At 46.3% G+C, this 16231-nt stretch carries 11 protein-coding genes; 3 read left to right on the top strand and 8 right to left on the bottom strand.

The window, feature by feature from the left end; translation table 11 throughout:
• Positions 1-271: 271 nt before the first annotated feature.
• Positions 272-1729 (bottom strand): benzaldehyde dehydrogenase, encoded by a 1458-nt coding sequence (gene yfmT / locus ACFVP7_RS04080; RefSeq protein ID WP_003244104.1) that lies wholly within the window; start codon positions 1727-1729, stop codon positions 272-274.
• 249 nt (positions 1730-1978) lie between these two features.
• Here yfmT and ACFVP7_RS04075 point away from each other — a divergent pair, with 249 nt between their 5' ends.
• The 3 genes from ACFVP7_RS04075 (at position 1979) to ACFVP7_RS04065 (ending at position 5488) form a co-directional block, all read left to right on the top strand.
• On the top strand, positions 1979-3364 hold the full coding sequence (locus tag ACFVP7_RS04075; protein ID WP_396583012.1) for an amino acid permease: 1386 nt from the start codon (positions 1979-1981) through the stop codon (positions 3362-3364).
• Positions 3365-3456: 92 nt separating this feature from the next.
• Positions 3457-4164 carry a YjjG family noncanonical pyrimidine nucleotidase gene (locus tag ACFVP7_RS04070; protein ID WP_069703941.1) on the top strand — a complete coding sequence of 236 codons (708 nt, stop codon included), beginning with the start codon at positions 3457-3459 and terminating at the stop codon, positions 4162-4164.
• 94 nt (positions 4165-4258) lie between these two features.
• Complete coding sequence (locus ACFVP7_RS04065; RefSeq protein ID WP_338732723.1) at positions 4259-5488, top strand: MFS transporter; 1230 nt, start codon at positions 4259-4261, stop codon at positions 5486-5488.
• 31 nt (positions 5489-5519) lie between these two features.
• On the opposite strand, the gene ACFVP7_RS04060 is transcribed toward ACFVP7_RS04065, so the two are convergent.
• The 7 genes from ACFVP7_RS04060 to cypD all read right to left on the bottom strand — a co-directional run bounded on the left by ACFVP7_RS04060 (position 5520) and on the right by cypD (position 16123).
• The gene (locus ACFVP7_RS04060) at positions 5520-6455 is read right to left on the bottom strand and encodes a hypothetical protein (RefSeq protein ID WP_396583011.1); all 936 of its coding nucleotides are present in this window, start codon (positions 6453-6455) and stop codon (positions 5520-5522) included.
• The gene (locus ACFVP7_RS04055; RefSeq protein WP_396583010.1) at positions 6456-7634 is read right to left on the bottom strand and encodes a glycosyltransferase family 2 protein; all 1179 of its coding nucleotides are present in this window, start codon (positions 7632-7634) and stop codon (positions 6456-6458) included.
• Positions 7635-7662: 28 nt separating this feature from the next.
• On the bottom strand, positions 7663-8574 hold the full coding sequence (locus tag ACFVP7_RS04050; RefSeq protein WP_396583009.1) for a putative nucleotide-diphospho-sugar transferase: 912 nt from the start codon (positions 8572-8574) through the stop codon (positions 7663-7665).
• Between the two features lie 23 nt (positions 8575-8597).
• Positions 8598-9566, bottom strand: coding sequence for a GDP-mannose 4,6-dehydratase (locus ACFVP7_RS04045; protein WP_003233783.1), 969 nt, complete (start codon positions 9564-9566; stop codon positions 8598-8600).
• Positions 9567-9572: 6 nt separating this feature from the next.
• Positions 9573-10337 carry a glucose-1-phosphate cytidylyltransferase gene (locus tag ACFVP7_RS04040; RefSeq protein ID WP_396583008.1) on the bottom strand — a complete coding sequence of 255 codons (765 nt, stop codon included), beginning with the start codon at positions 10335-10337 and terminating at the stop codon, positions 9573-9575.
• A 235-nt stretch (positions 10338-10572) separates the two neighbouring features.
• A complete protein-coding gene (gene ltaS1 / locus ACFVP7_RS04035; RefSeq protein WP_396583254.1) occupies positions 10573-12492 on the bottom strand; it encodes a lipoteichoic acid synthase LtaS1 in 1920 nt (639 codons plus the stop codon).
• 445 nt (positions 12493-12937) lie between these two features.
• On the bottom strand, positions 12938-16123 hold the full coding sequence (gene cypD / locus ACFVP7_RS04030; RefSeq protein ID WP_396583007.1) for a bifunctional P-450/NADPH--P450 reductase: 3186 nt from the start codon (positions 16121-16123) through the stop codon (positions 12938-12940).
• Positions 16124-16231 lie beyond the last annotated feature (108 nt).

Below are 16231 nucleotides of genomic sequence, written 5' to 3'. Positions count from 1 at the left end.
CAATTCTTTCGGAACCATGCTCGTCTTCTTCTGATTGCTTCGGATGGCATCTGTGATGATATCCCCTTCCTGCAGCGGATCGCCGGCTTTTACGTTCAGCGAAAAGGTTTTGGCCGGTATATTCACGAGCAGTTTTTCCGTATCATAAATGCCGATTGTAATATCATCCTGAACCAGGCTGTTTAAATAAGGGGCTACTTTGATAAATGCGTCCAGAATATCTGCGGTTTCTTTTTCCGTATTTATGGTCAATTCCATTCACTCCTTTTCATTAATAAGGGAAGCTGCGTTTTTCGTGCTGGACCGAGATCCATTTCAGCGTTGTAAATTCTTCGAGGCTCCACTCACCGTTTAAACGGCCGAGGCCTGATTGCTTTTCACCGCCGAAGGCTACATTCGGTTCATCATTGATGGTCGTGTCATTGACGTGAATCATGCCTGTTTCAATGCGTTTCGCAAAAGCCACGCCGCGCTCAAGATTTGACGTATGTACGGCACCGCTCAAGCCAAACGGGGTTTCGTTTGCGATATCCACCGCTTCGTCTTCTGAATCAAACTTCATAAAGGAGACGACTGGTCCGAACAGCTCTTCCTTGGCAATGCTCATGAACGGTTTGACGTCTTTTAAGATCGTAGGTTCCACGATCGTCCCGTTAAATCCGCCAAGCTTCACTGGTACAGCGCCTTCTTCAATTGCTTGCTCAACAGTCTTCATCAGCCCGTCCGTCTGTCTGCTGTTGATTAATGGCCCGATAATCGTATCAGGATCCATTGGGTCGCCGACTTTCAGCGATTCCACTTTTGCCTGGTACAGCTCAAGGAACTTGTCATAAATAGAAGAATGAACAAGCACGCGGTTGGCTGACATGCAAATCTGTCCTTGATGTGTAAATCGGCTGAACACCGCCGCATTGACCGCATATTCTATATCTGCATCCTCAAGTACGATGAAGGCGCTGTTTCCGCCAAGCTCAAGAAGCGGCTTTTTAAAATGCTTCATCGCAAGCTGTCCGATGTAGCTGCCGACTTTCGTAGAACCGGTAAATGAGATGATCCGCGGCACTGGATGCTCAACGAAGCTGTCGCCGATTTCAGCAATGTCTGTGACAACAACATTCAGCAGCCCCGCTGGAATTCCCGCGTTCTCAAAAATTTTCGCAATCAGCGTTCCGCCGCAAATCGGCGTTTCCTCATGCGGCTTTAGCACAACGCCATTGCCGGCTCCGAGTGCAGGCGCCACTGATTTCATAGATAAAAAGAATGGGAAGTTAAACGGACTGATGACACCCACAACGCCTGCCGGCACGCGATATAATCTGTTTTCCTTGCCATCTATTGTTGACGGAAGAATTTTGCCTTCCATGCGGATTGGGAACGTTGCCGCTTCTTTTATGATGTTTTTGACAAGACCGATTTCAAAAGCCGCTTTGAGCCTTGTTCCGCCAAGCTCTTCCATAATCAAATAAATGATGGCTTCTTCGTTCTCTTCGATATACGTGACGGCTTTTTCTAAAATGGTCCTTTTCTCAAACGGGTTGACCGCATCCCATTTTTTCTTTGCCAGCGCCGCTGCCCGATACGCTTCATCTACATCGTCAGCAGTCGCTTTACGGAATGTTGTGAATGTTTTTTGAGTATAAGGATTTTTGTTTTCCAATACATTTGGGCTGCTGCCCTCCTGCCATTTCCCGCCGATAAACTGTTTATTCAACTCTTCATATTGAAACATGGTCAGCATCTCCTTTATAACCGCAAATCAAAATATGGGCGAATCTATTTTTTCTATCGGTTCATCTTGCATAAAATTGAATATACGATTAGTAAAAATTACTATCCTATGATACGACAACGCTGTTTCGCTTCTATCATTTAAAGCAGAAAAATATTTTATTGACTGCGTCAAATTTCGACAATATAATACAACAAGAACTGTATATAATGATTAGAATATTTTGAATATTTACAGGAGGAACTTTTGATGAGTTCATTATTTAGAAAAAAACCGCTTGAAACATTGAGTGCGCAGAGCAAGTCAAAAAGCCTTGCCCGTACGTTAAGCGCATTTGATTTAACCTTGCTCGGTATCGGTTGTGTCATCGGTACAGGGATTTTTGTCATTACAGGAACAGTGGCAGCGACCGGTGCAGGTCCCGCCCTCATCATATCGTTTATTTTAGCGGGGCTCGCCTGTGCGCTGGCTGCTTTCTGTTATGCTGAGTTTTCGTCTTCCATTCCGATTTCGGGAAGCGTGTACTCCTACTCATACGTGACACTTGGAGAGCTGCTCGCCTTTTTGATCGGATGGGATCTCATGCTTGAATATGTCATTGCACTGTCGGCGGTTGCCACCGGCTGGTCTTCATACTTTCAATCACTGCTTGCCGGCTTCAATCTTCATATTCCGGCTGCACTGACAGGAGCGCCGGGAAGCACGGCGGGCGCCGTATTTAACCTTCCGGCTGCGGTGATCATTCTCCTCATCACTGCGATTGTCAGCAGAGGCGTCAAGGAAAGCACACGCTTTAACAACGTCATCGTACTGATGAAAATCGCGATCATATTATTGTTCATTATTGTCGGCATCGGCTATGTGAAACCGGATAACTGGTCTCCTTTTATGCCTTTCGGGATGAAAGGCGTCATACTTAGCGCCGCCACTGTATTCTTCGCGTACCTTGGGTTTGACGCGGTTTCTAACGCGTCAGAGGAAGTGAAAAATCCGCAAAAAAACATGCCCGTCGGCATTATTTCAGCTCTAGCCGTCTGCACGGTTCTGTACATCGCGGTATCGCTTGTGCTGACAGGCATGATGCCTTATGCCAAATTGAATGTCGGAGATCCTGTATCCTTTGCTCTGAAATTCGTCGGACAGGACGCTGTTGCCGGAATTATTTCTGTCGGTGCGATTATCGGGATTACGACGGTGATGCTCGCTTTGCTGTACGCTCAGGTTCGTTTGACATTTGCCATGAGCAGAGACGGCCTTCTGCCTGGATTGTTCGCAAAGGTTCATCCGTCATTTAAAACCCCGTTCCGCAACACATGGCTGACAGGGATCGTTGCATCGGGAATCGCCGGCTTTATTAACCTCGGAACGCTGGCCCATCTGGTGAACATGGGAACACTTGCCGCGTTTACGGTCATATCTATTGCTGTCATTGTGCTAAGAAAGAAACATCCTGAAATCAAGGCGTCCTTCAGAGTGCCGTTCGTTCCGGTTGTGCCGATTATCAGCGCAGGCATCTGCCTTTGGTTCATGTACAGCCTTCCCGGCGTCACATGGCTTTCATTTGTCATCTGGATCGCTGTCGGAACACTGGTTTACTTCCTATATTCGAGAAAACACAGCTTATTAAACAAATAATCTCTTTTTAGCCGGCGGTGCCTCACCCGCCGGCTTTTTCCTTTTTTTATGTGCTATACTTTGAATACATATGAGGAAAGGGAGACACACAGATGAAACGATACCGCACTTTATTATTTGATGTAGATGATACCATCCTTGATTTTCAAGCGGCAGAAGCTTTAGCCCTGCGTTTGCTGTTTGAAGATCAGAACATTCCTTTAACAAATGACATGAAGGCGCAGTATAAAACCATCAATCAAGGTCTCTGGAGAGCCTTTGAAGAAGGTAAGATGACAAGGGATGAAGTCGTAAACACGCGTTTCTCCGCTTTGCTCAAGGAGTACGGTTACGAGGCGGACGGCGCTTTGCTTGAGCAAAAATACCGCCGCTTTCTTGAAGAAGGACATCAGCTTATTGACGGTGCATTTGATCTCATCTCAAATCTGCAGCAACAGTTTGATTTGTACATCGTGACAAACGGCGTGTCTCACACACAATATAAGCGTCTCCGTGATTCAGGATTATTTCCATTCTTCAAGGACATTTTCGTTTCTGAAGACACGGGCTTCCAAAAGCCGATGAAGGAATATTTCGATTACGTGTTTGAACGGATTCCTCAATTTTCAGCAGAGCACACATTAATCATTGGGGATTCACTGACTGCTGATATCAAAGGCGGACAGCTCGCCGGTCTTGATACTTGCTGGATGAACCCTGACATGAAGCCGAATGTGCCAGAGATCATACCAACCTATGAGATTCGTAAGCTTGAAGAGCTATATCACATTTTGAATATCGAAAATACCGTCAGCTGCTAATATTTATAAGAGTCTTTTTTCCTCTTGATAAATTCTTCACCTTATGAATAATATGGTGGTATGCTTTGGTTATATATGTTAGGAGGAGACTCAATTGGCTATCGCCGCCCCGGTAAAAGAAAAAACAGTTCAAAAACCAGGCACCACGGTGTATCCGATTTTGATTATTATCGGAATTTGCCATATGCTCAACGATTCGCTTCAGGCTGTGATTCCGGCCATGTTCCCTATTTTGGAACGCTCCATGAGCCTGACGTTTACACAGCTCGGCATCATCGCTTTCACATTAAACATGGTGTCATCCGTCATGCAGCCTGTTGTCGGCTGGTATACCGATAAACGGCCGCGGCCGTATGCGCTGCCAGTCGGTTTGACCGCCAGCATGCTTGGCATTTTGGGCCTTGCATTTGCCCCGTCATTCATAACGATCTTATGCTGTGTGTTTTTCATTGGATTAGGCTCGGCCATTTTCCATCCGGAGGGCTCCCGTGTGGCGTATATGGCCGCCGGCACAAAACGCGGGCTCGCACAGTCGATTTATCAGGTGGGCGGAAACTCAGGCCAGGCGATGGCGCCGCTGATCACCGCGCTGATCCTTGTACCGCTCGGGCAATTCGGCGCTGTTTGGTTCACGCTTGTCGCCGCGCTTGCTGTTATGTTTCTCATGTATATTGCGAAATGGTACGCCTCACGTCTCGGCAGCCTTGCCCAGAAATCAGGCAAACAAAAGAAAACGGCTGAAAACACGGCCATCACCAAATCTGTTGTATCTGCTCTTATTATTATTATATTTCTCATTTTTGCTCGTTCTTGGTATACGAGTGCGATCGGTAACTTTTACACGTTTTACGCGATGGATACATATCACGTAAGCATTAAGCAGGCACAAAGCTATATTTTTGTCTTCTTGCTGTTCGGCGCAATCGGCACGTTTCTCGGCGGCCCGCTTGCAGACCGTTTTGGAAAACGCTTCGTTATCCTCGGTTCGCTGTTATGCTCGGCACCGCTGGCGATCTTGCTGCCATTTGCCGGCCCGGTTCCCGCCTATGGCGTGCTCGCATTGATTGGCTTGGTTCTGATGTCGAGCTTTTCTGTAACGGTCGTCTACGCACAGGAGCTAATTCCTGGAAAAATCGGCACAATGTCCGGTTTAACCGTCGGGCTTGCCTTCGGGATGGGCGCAATCGGCGCAGTGGCGCTTGGTGCTCTGATTGACGCCGCGGGACTGACCCCGACGATGATCGCCATTGCCTTTCTCCCTGTTCTCGGCATCCTTGCCTTCCTATTGCCAAGTGACCAGAAGCTGAGAGAATGGCATAGCTGAAAAAACCCCCTGCCAGGCGGCAGGGGGTTTTTTAATCCAGCTGGATAAAATGAGTATCAGGCACTGCGTGCTTCGGGATAAAGCCATCTGCAAAGTCCGGAAACGCCGACTGTATTTCATCAATCCATCTTTTCAGATTTAATATATACGGCATATAAATCATCTCAATTGTCGCTTCATCTTCAATCCGGTAGTACCAGCAAAGATTAAACTCTTTTTCTGTCACCAGTGTAAACCCAGAGAAATGATAGAAAACCAGCGGCGTTTCATCTATATACACGCGGCCGTCCTTTTGCCCGACCTTATAGTTTTCGATATTCCAAAGCGCTGTATTGGCTCCTATTGATTTGACAACATGAACACCTTTAAACTGCGCCGGCCATTTCTCCACATATCTTTGATCACCATATGTCTTTCGTTCCGTATCCATTTCGACCGTGCAAAATTCAATACAGTCCTGTCTCCACTGCCACACCGCTTCATATGCTTCCTTTGTATTACCGGCACCGACAAAGCCTGTATTAAAGCGTCCGGTTCGGTCGTAGTAGGACATGAAGCGCGGCGAATTACGATGATCAGTCAAATACAGAGACGCCGTTGGGTTTTCTGCAAAAATACGCGCCGGATCAGAAAAGAAAAATAGATCCGTATCCATATGGGCAAAGTATTCAGCGTCATCCCACTTGCTCATCACATGAAACAAAAAGGCGGGCTTTAACGTCCAGCAATATTCATGAAACGTTCTGTTGCTTTTCGCTTTCAGCAGCTCCGGGTCTTCCATTTCATGCAGCTGCACAAAGGTTACATGCTCCCATGGCACGTGCTGAAGCAATTCATACGCTTTCTGGTCGACACACAGCACATATAAATGAAAATCATCGCAATGCTCATGGAGAGAATGAATCATAGGCATGAGCTTAAAGATATGTGTCCTTGACACTATCGTTGAAAAATGAAATGTACTCACTTATACCACATCCAATGATCTAAGATCCACGTGCAGCAAATCGTTGACAAGCGCATACAGTGCGTTGGCAAAATCGTTCACGCCTAGCTTTTTCTTCGCCTTAGGCAGAAGCTTGCGGACAGATTGTAAATCAAAACTTTTCGCCGTCACCCTTGGGGATTTCTTTCGCCAATCTGGATCAATGTTGCGCTCTTTAACAACATGCAGAAGCTCAAGAAACAGATTCAGCAGCATATCATATTTCTGTGATTCCAGCAGCTTTTGAATATCAGCCATGATTCTGTTCGTCATGTCAGGCGGGAACGGCCCATTAAATGCGAGATGAACGTCTAAAGAGCGGATGTTATTGTATTTATCGCACATATAGGCAATGTTTGCCCGAATATCGTCTACAGACTTACAATTGCTTGGATGTTCCTGATGAACACTGACAATATCGCGGCGAAGCCGGAAGGTCAATCCGGCCTGATGAAGCCGGATCCCGAGGTCATAATCCTCAAACCCGTACCGCACAATGCCTTCGTCAAATAAACCGAGGTCAACCACATGCTTGCGTTTCACAGAGGAATTATTCGTGATAAAAAAGCGCCATGGCATATGATAGCCTTTCAAGTCATCGCCGTACTCATCTAAAATCTTCTTGAGCACGTCTATAAAGTCGGTATCGAGGTCAAAGCTATTATCAAGAAAGCTTCCGTTTTTGATGTCCGCTTCCTCCAGCAGCTTTTGTTTGTCTTTCTTCGGCATTTCATCTGTGAGCTTTGCGAGCTGTTCCTTATGTTCTTCTTCAAACCGTTCATAATAAAAACTGTAGATCCGTTTCCAAAACAACCCGCACACGACGAGATTCTCTTCGTTCTCATGGGCTTTAATATGTTTTGCCACAAGGTCCTTTGCCGCAAGCATATCGCTGTCATGGAAAATCAGGATGTCTCCTCTGGCATTGCGAAGCGCCTGATTTCGTCCGTACGCAATGCCCCTGTTTTCTTTAATCCGTGTAAAGATCAGCGGAAAATCAGCTTGAAATGACTCAAGCATCGAGAGCGTCCCGTCCTCAGAGCCATTGTCCGCTACAATGACTTCGAATTCTTCATCGCACTCCTGCTGGTTTAATGACAGAAGGCTGTTGTAAAGACGCTCCTTCGAATTATATGCAGGAATAATAACGCTTGCTTTCACTTCATTTTCACTTCCTGTATTTACTCATTTATTTGTTGTCATCTTTTGAAGCAAAACCGTTAAATTCAGGGTCTACCGTTTTGATGTGCTGAATGATATGCGGCAGTGTCTCTTGATACAGTTCATGCACAAACGGCAGATCTGTGCGGGTTGTTTCATGAATCTGTTTGATTTCATTGATGCTGACGATGCGGTATCCGCTGAAATGATAAAAGATCAGCGGACTGCCATCCTCCAGCACGATCCGGCCATCTTTCCAGGAAAACGTATGCTGCCCATAATTCCAATGGCCGATGTTCACGCCGGGTGTCGTAATGTCACACACATTCGGAAACAGCTCAGACATATAATCCAAATAGCCCTGATCACCGAATTTCCCTTCACCCGGTGCATTTTTGCATTCCTCAAGACAGCGTTCCTTCCACCACTCCAAGCAATCCGTGCCTGCATCATCATGCTTGAAGCTGATAAATCCGGAATTATATCTGCCTAAAAGACGCTGCAGCATGTCAATCTGCTCTTTCTCAAAAGAAGGGATTACAATATCCCCCCGTGAAAGCAGCACCGAGCAGTCCGGCTGGTTTTCAAAAATCGGCGATGGATCTGCATAGAAAAAGAGATCCCCGTCAATATACGTCACACGCTCCAGCCCGGGATTGCTATTCAGCACAGCTTGCAGAAAGATCGGCTTCATCGTCCAGCAATACTCACTTTGATCTCTAGTTTCCTTCAGCTTCAATAGCAATTCATTTTCAAGAGCGGCCACCGGCACAAGGTTCAGCTGCTTCATCTTCAGCTTCTGTAACACGCGGTGCGTATCTTCATCCATGCAAAGTATAAAAATGGGACTGTCTTGATCAACTAGCTCTAACGACTTAAACAAAGCGACTGCCTGATATAATCTTCCTTTTGATAAAACGGTGCAATACGCGCTGGTCACAGTCTTGTTCACCTCGTTTCACATTACTTTTTGAAGAATTCCGTATACCACTCAATCGTTTTTTCAAGTCCCTCATCAATGGTGTAGGCCGGTGTCCAATTCAGCAGCTTTCTTGCTTTTTCCGCGGATAAATATTGATGTTTGATTTCATTGCTTCCCTGATTCAGCACCTTAGGTTTCAGATTACTGTTCATTTTCTTTAATATTTTCTCTACCAGTTCAAGTACGGTCAGCTGGATCTCATTGCTGAAGTTAAAGGCCTCTCCGGCAAGATTGTTTTCTTCCATTTTTTCCGCAAGAAGCAGATAAGCCTGAACGGCGTCTTCAATATAGAAATAGTCCCGTACAAATGTGCCGTCGCTTCGGATTTCCGGCGCTTCCCCGTTCAGCACAAGCTGAATCGTCTGAGGAATGATGCGATTGAAGTTCAAATCTCCGCCGCCGTATAAGTTTCCGCAGCGCGTAATGCAGACCGGAAGCCCGTACGTGTGAAAATAGGTGTGGCTGATCAGATCTGCGCAGCTTTTTGAGACGTCGTACGGGTGCTTGCCTTGCAGCGGCATGTTTTCATCGTATGGAAGGTTTTCTTGATCGCCGTAAGCTTTATCACTTGAAGCGACAATGACCCGCTTAATTAACGGATGCTTGCGGCAGGCTTCGAGAATATTCCAGGTGCCGAGGATATTCGCTTCAAAGGTAGAAATCGGGTTGCGGTTTGCTACGCCGACAATCGCTTGTGCAGCGAGATGAAAGACAGTGTCGATCTCATACTCGCCAAGCGCGCGTTCAATCACAGCCAAGTCCTCAAGAGAGCCCCGCACGATGTTCATTTTCTTGATATGTTCTCCCTGATAAAGATTGGATTGAGGCACATGATCCCTGACAAGCCCCGTAACATTTGCGCCCTGATCGATCAGCTCTTTCACCAAATAGCTTCCTAAAAGACCTGTGCATCCCGTGACAAATACGTTTTTATTTTTCCAGAAACTCAAATCGATTCACCATACCTTCCATACTTGTTGTCCTTGATTCCACATTTTGTTGACTTCTAAGAGATTTTTATACGTATCAATGGCCGTCCAAAATCCGTAATGGCGGTACACAGCAAGCTCCCCGTCTTTGGCAAGGTTCTTCAGCGGTTCATCTTCGAACATCGCGTTCCCGTCCTTCGGCAAATAATCGAAAACCTTTGGACTGAGAACGAAGAATCCGCCGTTGATGATTCCGTCACTTGATGTCTTCTCAGAAAATGTTTTCGCCATGCCGTCCTCAACCCTCAAGGTGCCAAACTGCGAGACTTTGTCAATCCCGGTGACAGTCGCGGCAGCACCTTTTGTCTGATGATAGCTGATGAGATGGAAAAGATTGATATTGGCCAGCCCGTCCCCATAGGTGAGCAGAAATGTTTCATCACCGATATAGTCTTTCGCCTGCAAGATTCTTCCGGCTGTCAGCGTATCTTCCCCAGTCTCCAAAAACGTAATTTTCCACGTTTCAGGCTGCCCCAGCATCTGTACCTCTCCCGTAGAGCTGTCGAGTGTCAGGCTGTTGTGCTTCCATTCATAGTCGAGAAAGTATTCCTTGATTTTTTCTCCTTTATAGCCCAACAGCAGAATAAACTCGTTTACTCCGTAGTACTGATAAATTTTCATAATATGCCATAGAATCGGTTTGCCGCCTATCATGGCGAGCGGTTTAGGAATGTCATTCGTGACTTCACTCATTCTCGTTCCTTTTCCGCCGCAGAGAATGACCGCTTTCATCTCTACCCCTCATCTCTATGAATATTGAGTTCGAAACCTGGTACATCTTCACAATCTATCAAGGCATTTCCCCGATAATTTGTCCGATTTCAATACCGGTTTCAAAATCTACTGTAATGATATGAGAGAAAGCCAGCCTTGGTGACAAATGGAATCTATTTTTTCAAGTTGGTTGTATAACCAAAAAAAGAGCCTTGAGCGAAGGCAATGCGCCCGCTCAAGGCTCTTTTTCATCTTAATTGATTTCTTTTTCCTTGCCGTAATGATAGTCTGACGGATCAACGGCTTTGAAATCATTTAGTTTATGGAACCTCAGCAAGTCTTTGTACAGGACACTGTCTGAAAGGCTCAGCTGCTGGTTCACTCTTGTTTTCAGATTCTTCGTTTCTTCATTCGCTTTCAGTTTTTCACCAGTCTTCGTATCATAAATGACATTGTCGACTGATGTGTACTTCGGCGTTACGAAGTCTCCGTTTCTGAATGCCACTGTATCGTCGTGGTCTTTAGAGAATAAATCAGTACCAAAGTTGATGTATTTCTGAGAATCAATTCCTTCTAAGTGCAGAAGTGTCGGCATGACGTCAATTTCGCCGCCATACGTATGGTTCACTCCGCCTTTTTTGCCAGGAACGCGGATCATCAGCGGCACACGCTGGTTCTGTGCGTTTTGATAATCTGTGATCTCTTTGCCGAGAATCTCTTTCATCGCTCGGTTATGGTTTTCAGAAATACCGTTATGGTCACCATAAATCATAATGACTGAGTTGTCATACAGGCCGGCTTCCTTCAGCTCCTTGAAGAATTGCTCAAGCGCTTCGTCAAGGTAACGCGCTGTCTGGAAGTAGCTGTCAACTGTGTTATCGCCTGTTGTCGCTTTTTTAAGAGACGCGTCTTTTTCATCAAGGTTAAACGGATAATGGTTTGTCAATGTAATCAAATGCGCATAAAACGGCTGTTTAAGAGATTCAAGCTTTGGAATCGATTCTGTAAAGAACGGCTTATCCTTAAGCCCCATATTAATCACATTTTCATCTGACATATCATACGTGCTTGCGTCGAAGAACTTGTCATATCCGATATGTTTGTAAATCTGGTCACGGTTCCAGAACGATTTGTAATCACCATGCAGGACGGCGCTTGTATAGCCTTCCTTCTGGTCTAAAATCGCAGGAAGCGACTGGTAAGTGTTTTCGCCTTTCGTCACAAACGCGGAGCCTTCAGGAAGACCGAAGATCGAGTTATCCATTGTCAGCTCGGCATCAGATGTTTTTCCCTGGCCTGTCTGATGGAAGAAGTTATCAAAATACGTCACATCTTCCCCGCCGTGCGCAAGTTTATTTAAGAAAGGCGTCACCTCTTCACCGTTTAGCTTGTAGTCAATCAGGAATGACTGGAAGCTTTCGAGGTGAATTTTAATGATATTTTTGCCTTTGGCAGAGCCGAAGTACTCGGCGTTCGGTTTCGCATAATGAGACGTCGTGTAATTCTCGACGCTTGTTAAATCATCGCTGCTTGCATAGGCCCGTTGCGTTTCTGTTTGAGCCGTCTGTACACCGTCATAAATGGTGTAGTTGTATAAACCTAAATATTTCACAATATAATTGCGGTCAAACGTTCTTGTCAGCAGCTGCGGACGGTCTTTTTCCGCATAGTGCAGGTTGATGAAAAACAGTGCAATCCCGGAAAGGATCACTAAAGATGCAAAGCGTTTTTTCATTTTGTATTCTTTTAATTCAGGTCTCCAGATCAATACCGCAATCAAAATGATAATATCTAAGAAATAGAAAATATCATGACCGGCCATGATACTGAAAATCCCGTCTCCCATGTTTCCAACGTTTCCAGACTGCTTAATGTTCGGGAACGTCAAGAAATCGTCAAAGAAACGATAGAATAAAATATTTGCATATAACACAAATGTCATCAAGAAATCGATAATCAGCATAATAATGGCTGATTTACGCCCTTTCGCCAGCAAAGCCAGTCCTAAAAAGAAGACGGCGCTTGAGAATGGGTTAAATATCAGGAGGATCTCCTGGGTTGTGCCTTTTACCCCAAGATTAAACTCAGTCTTGTAGGATAAATACGTTTTTGCCCAAAACAGTATAACAGCCAGCACAAAAAAGCTAAGTTTGTAAGAAAAAAGTTTCTTCATGGCAACCTCTACTTTCTTAAACACTTTAAGTTCTTCATTCATATTTACCTGCTCTTTATATCCTGCCTTCCAATTCCTTCTTTCCAAACAAAATCAAGGCATCACACAACAAGAAATACACCGCGGCAAGCCGGAATATTTATGTTTCGCACCATATCATTTTTATTACAACCATTTGGAAACCAATCACTGGACGAAAGAAACCTTCATTTCGTTTCACATTTTTTTCTCAGAAATAAAAAAAGGATTTCTTTTGTCATGTGTGCCTTTGAAAAAAGAAATAGATACCGAGTATAAGAATAACATAAACTAGCAAAAACGAAAAATAGGTTTTGCAGACAGCCCGCCCTTCCGCGGACTGAAGTTATTGTATGCATCAATGTTTAGCGCGATCACTATTTTTTCTAAAGGGCAAAAAAGACTGGATGTCTCCAGTCTTCTTTATCTATATCCCTGCCCAGACATCCTTAGCGTACATACCGGTATCCTGCAGATGTCTCAGCCAGTTTTGCGCTTCTTGCTCCCCTGTGCCATGAACAGACTGATACGCCTTTTGCAGTGCCGCCTCCACATCCGGGGCCATTTTGCTGCCGTCACCACATACATAAAGCCTGCCTCCGTGGTCAAGGATCGATATTAACGTTTCTGCATGGTCAGCCATGACATGCTGGACATACGTTTTCGGCATGCCTTCTTTGCGGGAAAAGGCTGTGTGGACAGTGACAATTCCGTCTTTTTTAAAATGCTCAAGCTCATCGCGGTATATAAAATCACGATCGTTTCTGCATCCAAAATAGAGATGAGCTTCACCGAGTGTTTTCCCCTCCCGCTTTAAAACTTCGCGGGCTTGAAGGAAACCGCGGAATGGCGCGACTCCTGTGCCTGGTCCGACCATAATGATTGGCGTTTCAGGGTCTTCTGGAAGCTGAAACCGGGATTCCGGTGTGCGGACAAACATCACGAGATCATCTCCGGCTTGGCGCTCAGCTAAATCATTTGAAGCCACGCCCCTGTATTCGCCACGGCCGCTCCACGCAGGGCCGCGCACGACACCGACTGTGATCGATGCTTGCCGCGGATTCACTCTTGGAGAGCTTGAAATTGAATAATATCTCGGTTTTAACGGCCGTAAAAGCTCTAAAAATCGTTCAAACGGCATGTCGCACGCTTCATACTTTTCAAGCAGATCCAGCATGGAAATTCGTTTTTTCAATATTTGCTCCTGATAAACACCCTCTGCTGACAGTTCTTCTAATTCGCGCCTATGCGGCGGACACACTGTAAATGCCGCCAGTTCACGTATTTGCGCTCTTGTGGCTGCTTCCTGCACCTCGACGCTGTAGCTGAGAAGATCATGCAGGCTGACAGGACGGCCCAATGGCAGATGCCCCGCACTGTGGCCGCTTGCCGACAATGTCACTTGGTCGGTTCCCTTCAGACCGAATCTGTGGAGAATCCGGCTGACATTGGTTTGGCTGTTTTTTGGCAATACGCCAAGATGGTCGCCCTCTTGATATACAACATCCGGCGGCAATGTAATTTCGATATGGCGAGTGCTTCGATCGCTGTCTGCGGACTGGAGTTCACGATTTTCGGCAATGGATGCGTGAGAGGCTTCGTACGATCTAGCGAGCGGAGACTCGCCCAGCCCTCTGACAAACTGAAGGCTCAGCGTGCTTCGTTCCTTATCAGCGTTTTCATTAAGCTCAAGTCCGAACGCTTTGATGGCGTCCGCCCACATGCTTTTTTTCCACTCGTCAAGCTGCCCTTCAAAATCACCGCTGACATCTCCTTCCCCGCGCCCAGAAAACCGAGTCGCGCCTTTTTCTGCAAGCTGCTCATCAATGAATCTCGGCACGTATTGATACGTGCTCGCCCAGTTGTGGTCGCCGCAGCCAAATACCGCGTAATGGACGCCCTCAAGCTCACCCGATTTGATTTCTTGAAGCCACTGCACGAACTGTCCGGCATTGCTTGGCGGTTTTCCATTATAAGACGAGGTCACAATGACAACCGCTCCCTCTTTCGGCAGCTTTCCAATCCGGTCGTTCAGAGGTGCTGTCTCTGTCCTTACGCCGTGAAGACTGGCAGTATCAGCAAGCTCCCGGGCGACGCCTTCTGCAGTGCCAGTATCTGAGCCGTACAGCACGAGAAGCGGGCGGTTGTTAAGACCGATGACCGATGCGCCCTTTGCTTCCGTTTTCTCCTTTTGCTCATCAGGCGCGGCTTTTTCAGCTGCCTGAGCGTCCGCATGAATGGCTTCCTGATGACGGCTTTGAACCCTGATGTGAAAATCGCCCGGCTTAAGTGTTAAGGTTTGTTTGATATCAAGCTCATAATTCTCATGATCAATCAGCGTGAAATATTTTAGAATCATGCCCAGCACAAGTGTGGCTTCATGAAGGGCAAACTGCATGCCGATACAGGCCCGTTGTCCATTTCCGAATGGTTTGTACGCATGATGAGGCACTTGGTCCTGATGCTCGAACCGTTCCGGCCGGAATTCCTCGGCGTCCTTTCCCCAAGCGTCTCGATCACGATGAAGCTGCGGAATCAGCACAGAAATTCTGTCTTTCGTCGTGATCGGAAATTTCCCGCCAATGACTGTGTCTTCTTTTGGATAAAGGCTGAAAGCCGGAGCTGTCGGCCATAAGCGCAGTGATTCATTTAAAATCATCCGTATGTATGTAAGCTCCAGCACTTGTTTATAGCTCGGCGCTTCATCTGTCAGCACCCGATCGACCTCTTCATACGCCTTTTTCAGTTTGTCAGGGTGCTTCAATAAAAAGTAGGTCGCAAAGGAAAGCAGGCCGCTCGTTGTTTCATGGCCGGCAATCAAAAACGTGATGATCTGAAAACGGATATTTTCGTCGTCGAGCTTTTCACCCGTTTCCGGATCTTCCACATTCAGCATGCGGGCGAGCAAATCTTTTTCATCCTGGTCTCCATTCGATCTGCGCTCTGCAATAATGCTGTCGACTAACGAAAACATCGTTTGAATATCATGGCGGAATTGCCGCTTTGTTCTGACCATAAGCTTATCTTGAACATCAAGCCGTTGCATTTGATGCATCGCTTCATCAAGCGCCCGCACCATACTGTTGATAAACGGGTGGGGCGTTTCTCTGTAGTAACTGTTAAAGCGGTAGTTAAACCCGCATAGCCCAATGGTGTCGAGCGTCAGCCGGGTCATATCTCCCGGGACATCGACTGCTTCATTCGGGTTGAGCCTTGCCCATTTTTGAATGAGCTGAACAGCGATATCGACCATTTTCTCATGATAGTCCTTCATGGCCCGCTGGCTGAACGTCGGCATCAGAATGTTGTGCGCTTTTCTCCAGTTAGGCTCATGCGTCCAGCTTGTAAACAATCCGTCACCGGAAAATGCGCGAACCTTTTCCAAGGCGCCTTCAATGCTTTTATCAAACCGTTCTTCATCACAAACCTCTTTCACCAATTCGTGGCCGGACACTACAATGGTCGTGCCCGCGGGTGTATGGATTTGAAAAATCGGGCCCTGTTCTTCCGCCAGTTTGATCAGCGAAAGCGTCGGCTTGTCTTTATCGATTAAAGGCAAATTGCCGAGCGGCCCAAACGTCTTCGGCTGAGGAATCGGGCTTGTTTCCTTCATCGAACCATTCCTTTCCGTATGAGATGCCTTCTATTTGACTACATTTCCCTTTCATGGTCATGATTATTCCGTTCTCCCAATTGACGCATGATTGCTGTTTTTTCTATA

Source organism: Bacillus sp. SG20033, assembly GCF_044570195.1.
In the GTDB taxonomy this organism is placed as follows: Bacteria; Bacillota; Bacilli; order Bacillales; family Bacillaceae; genus Bacillus; species Bacillus subtilis.
The sequence above is the reverse complement of the archived record's forward strand: the minus strand, read 5'-3'. Positions and strand labels throughout refer to the sequence as shown.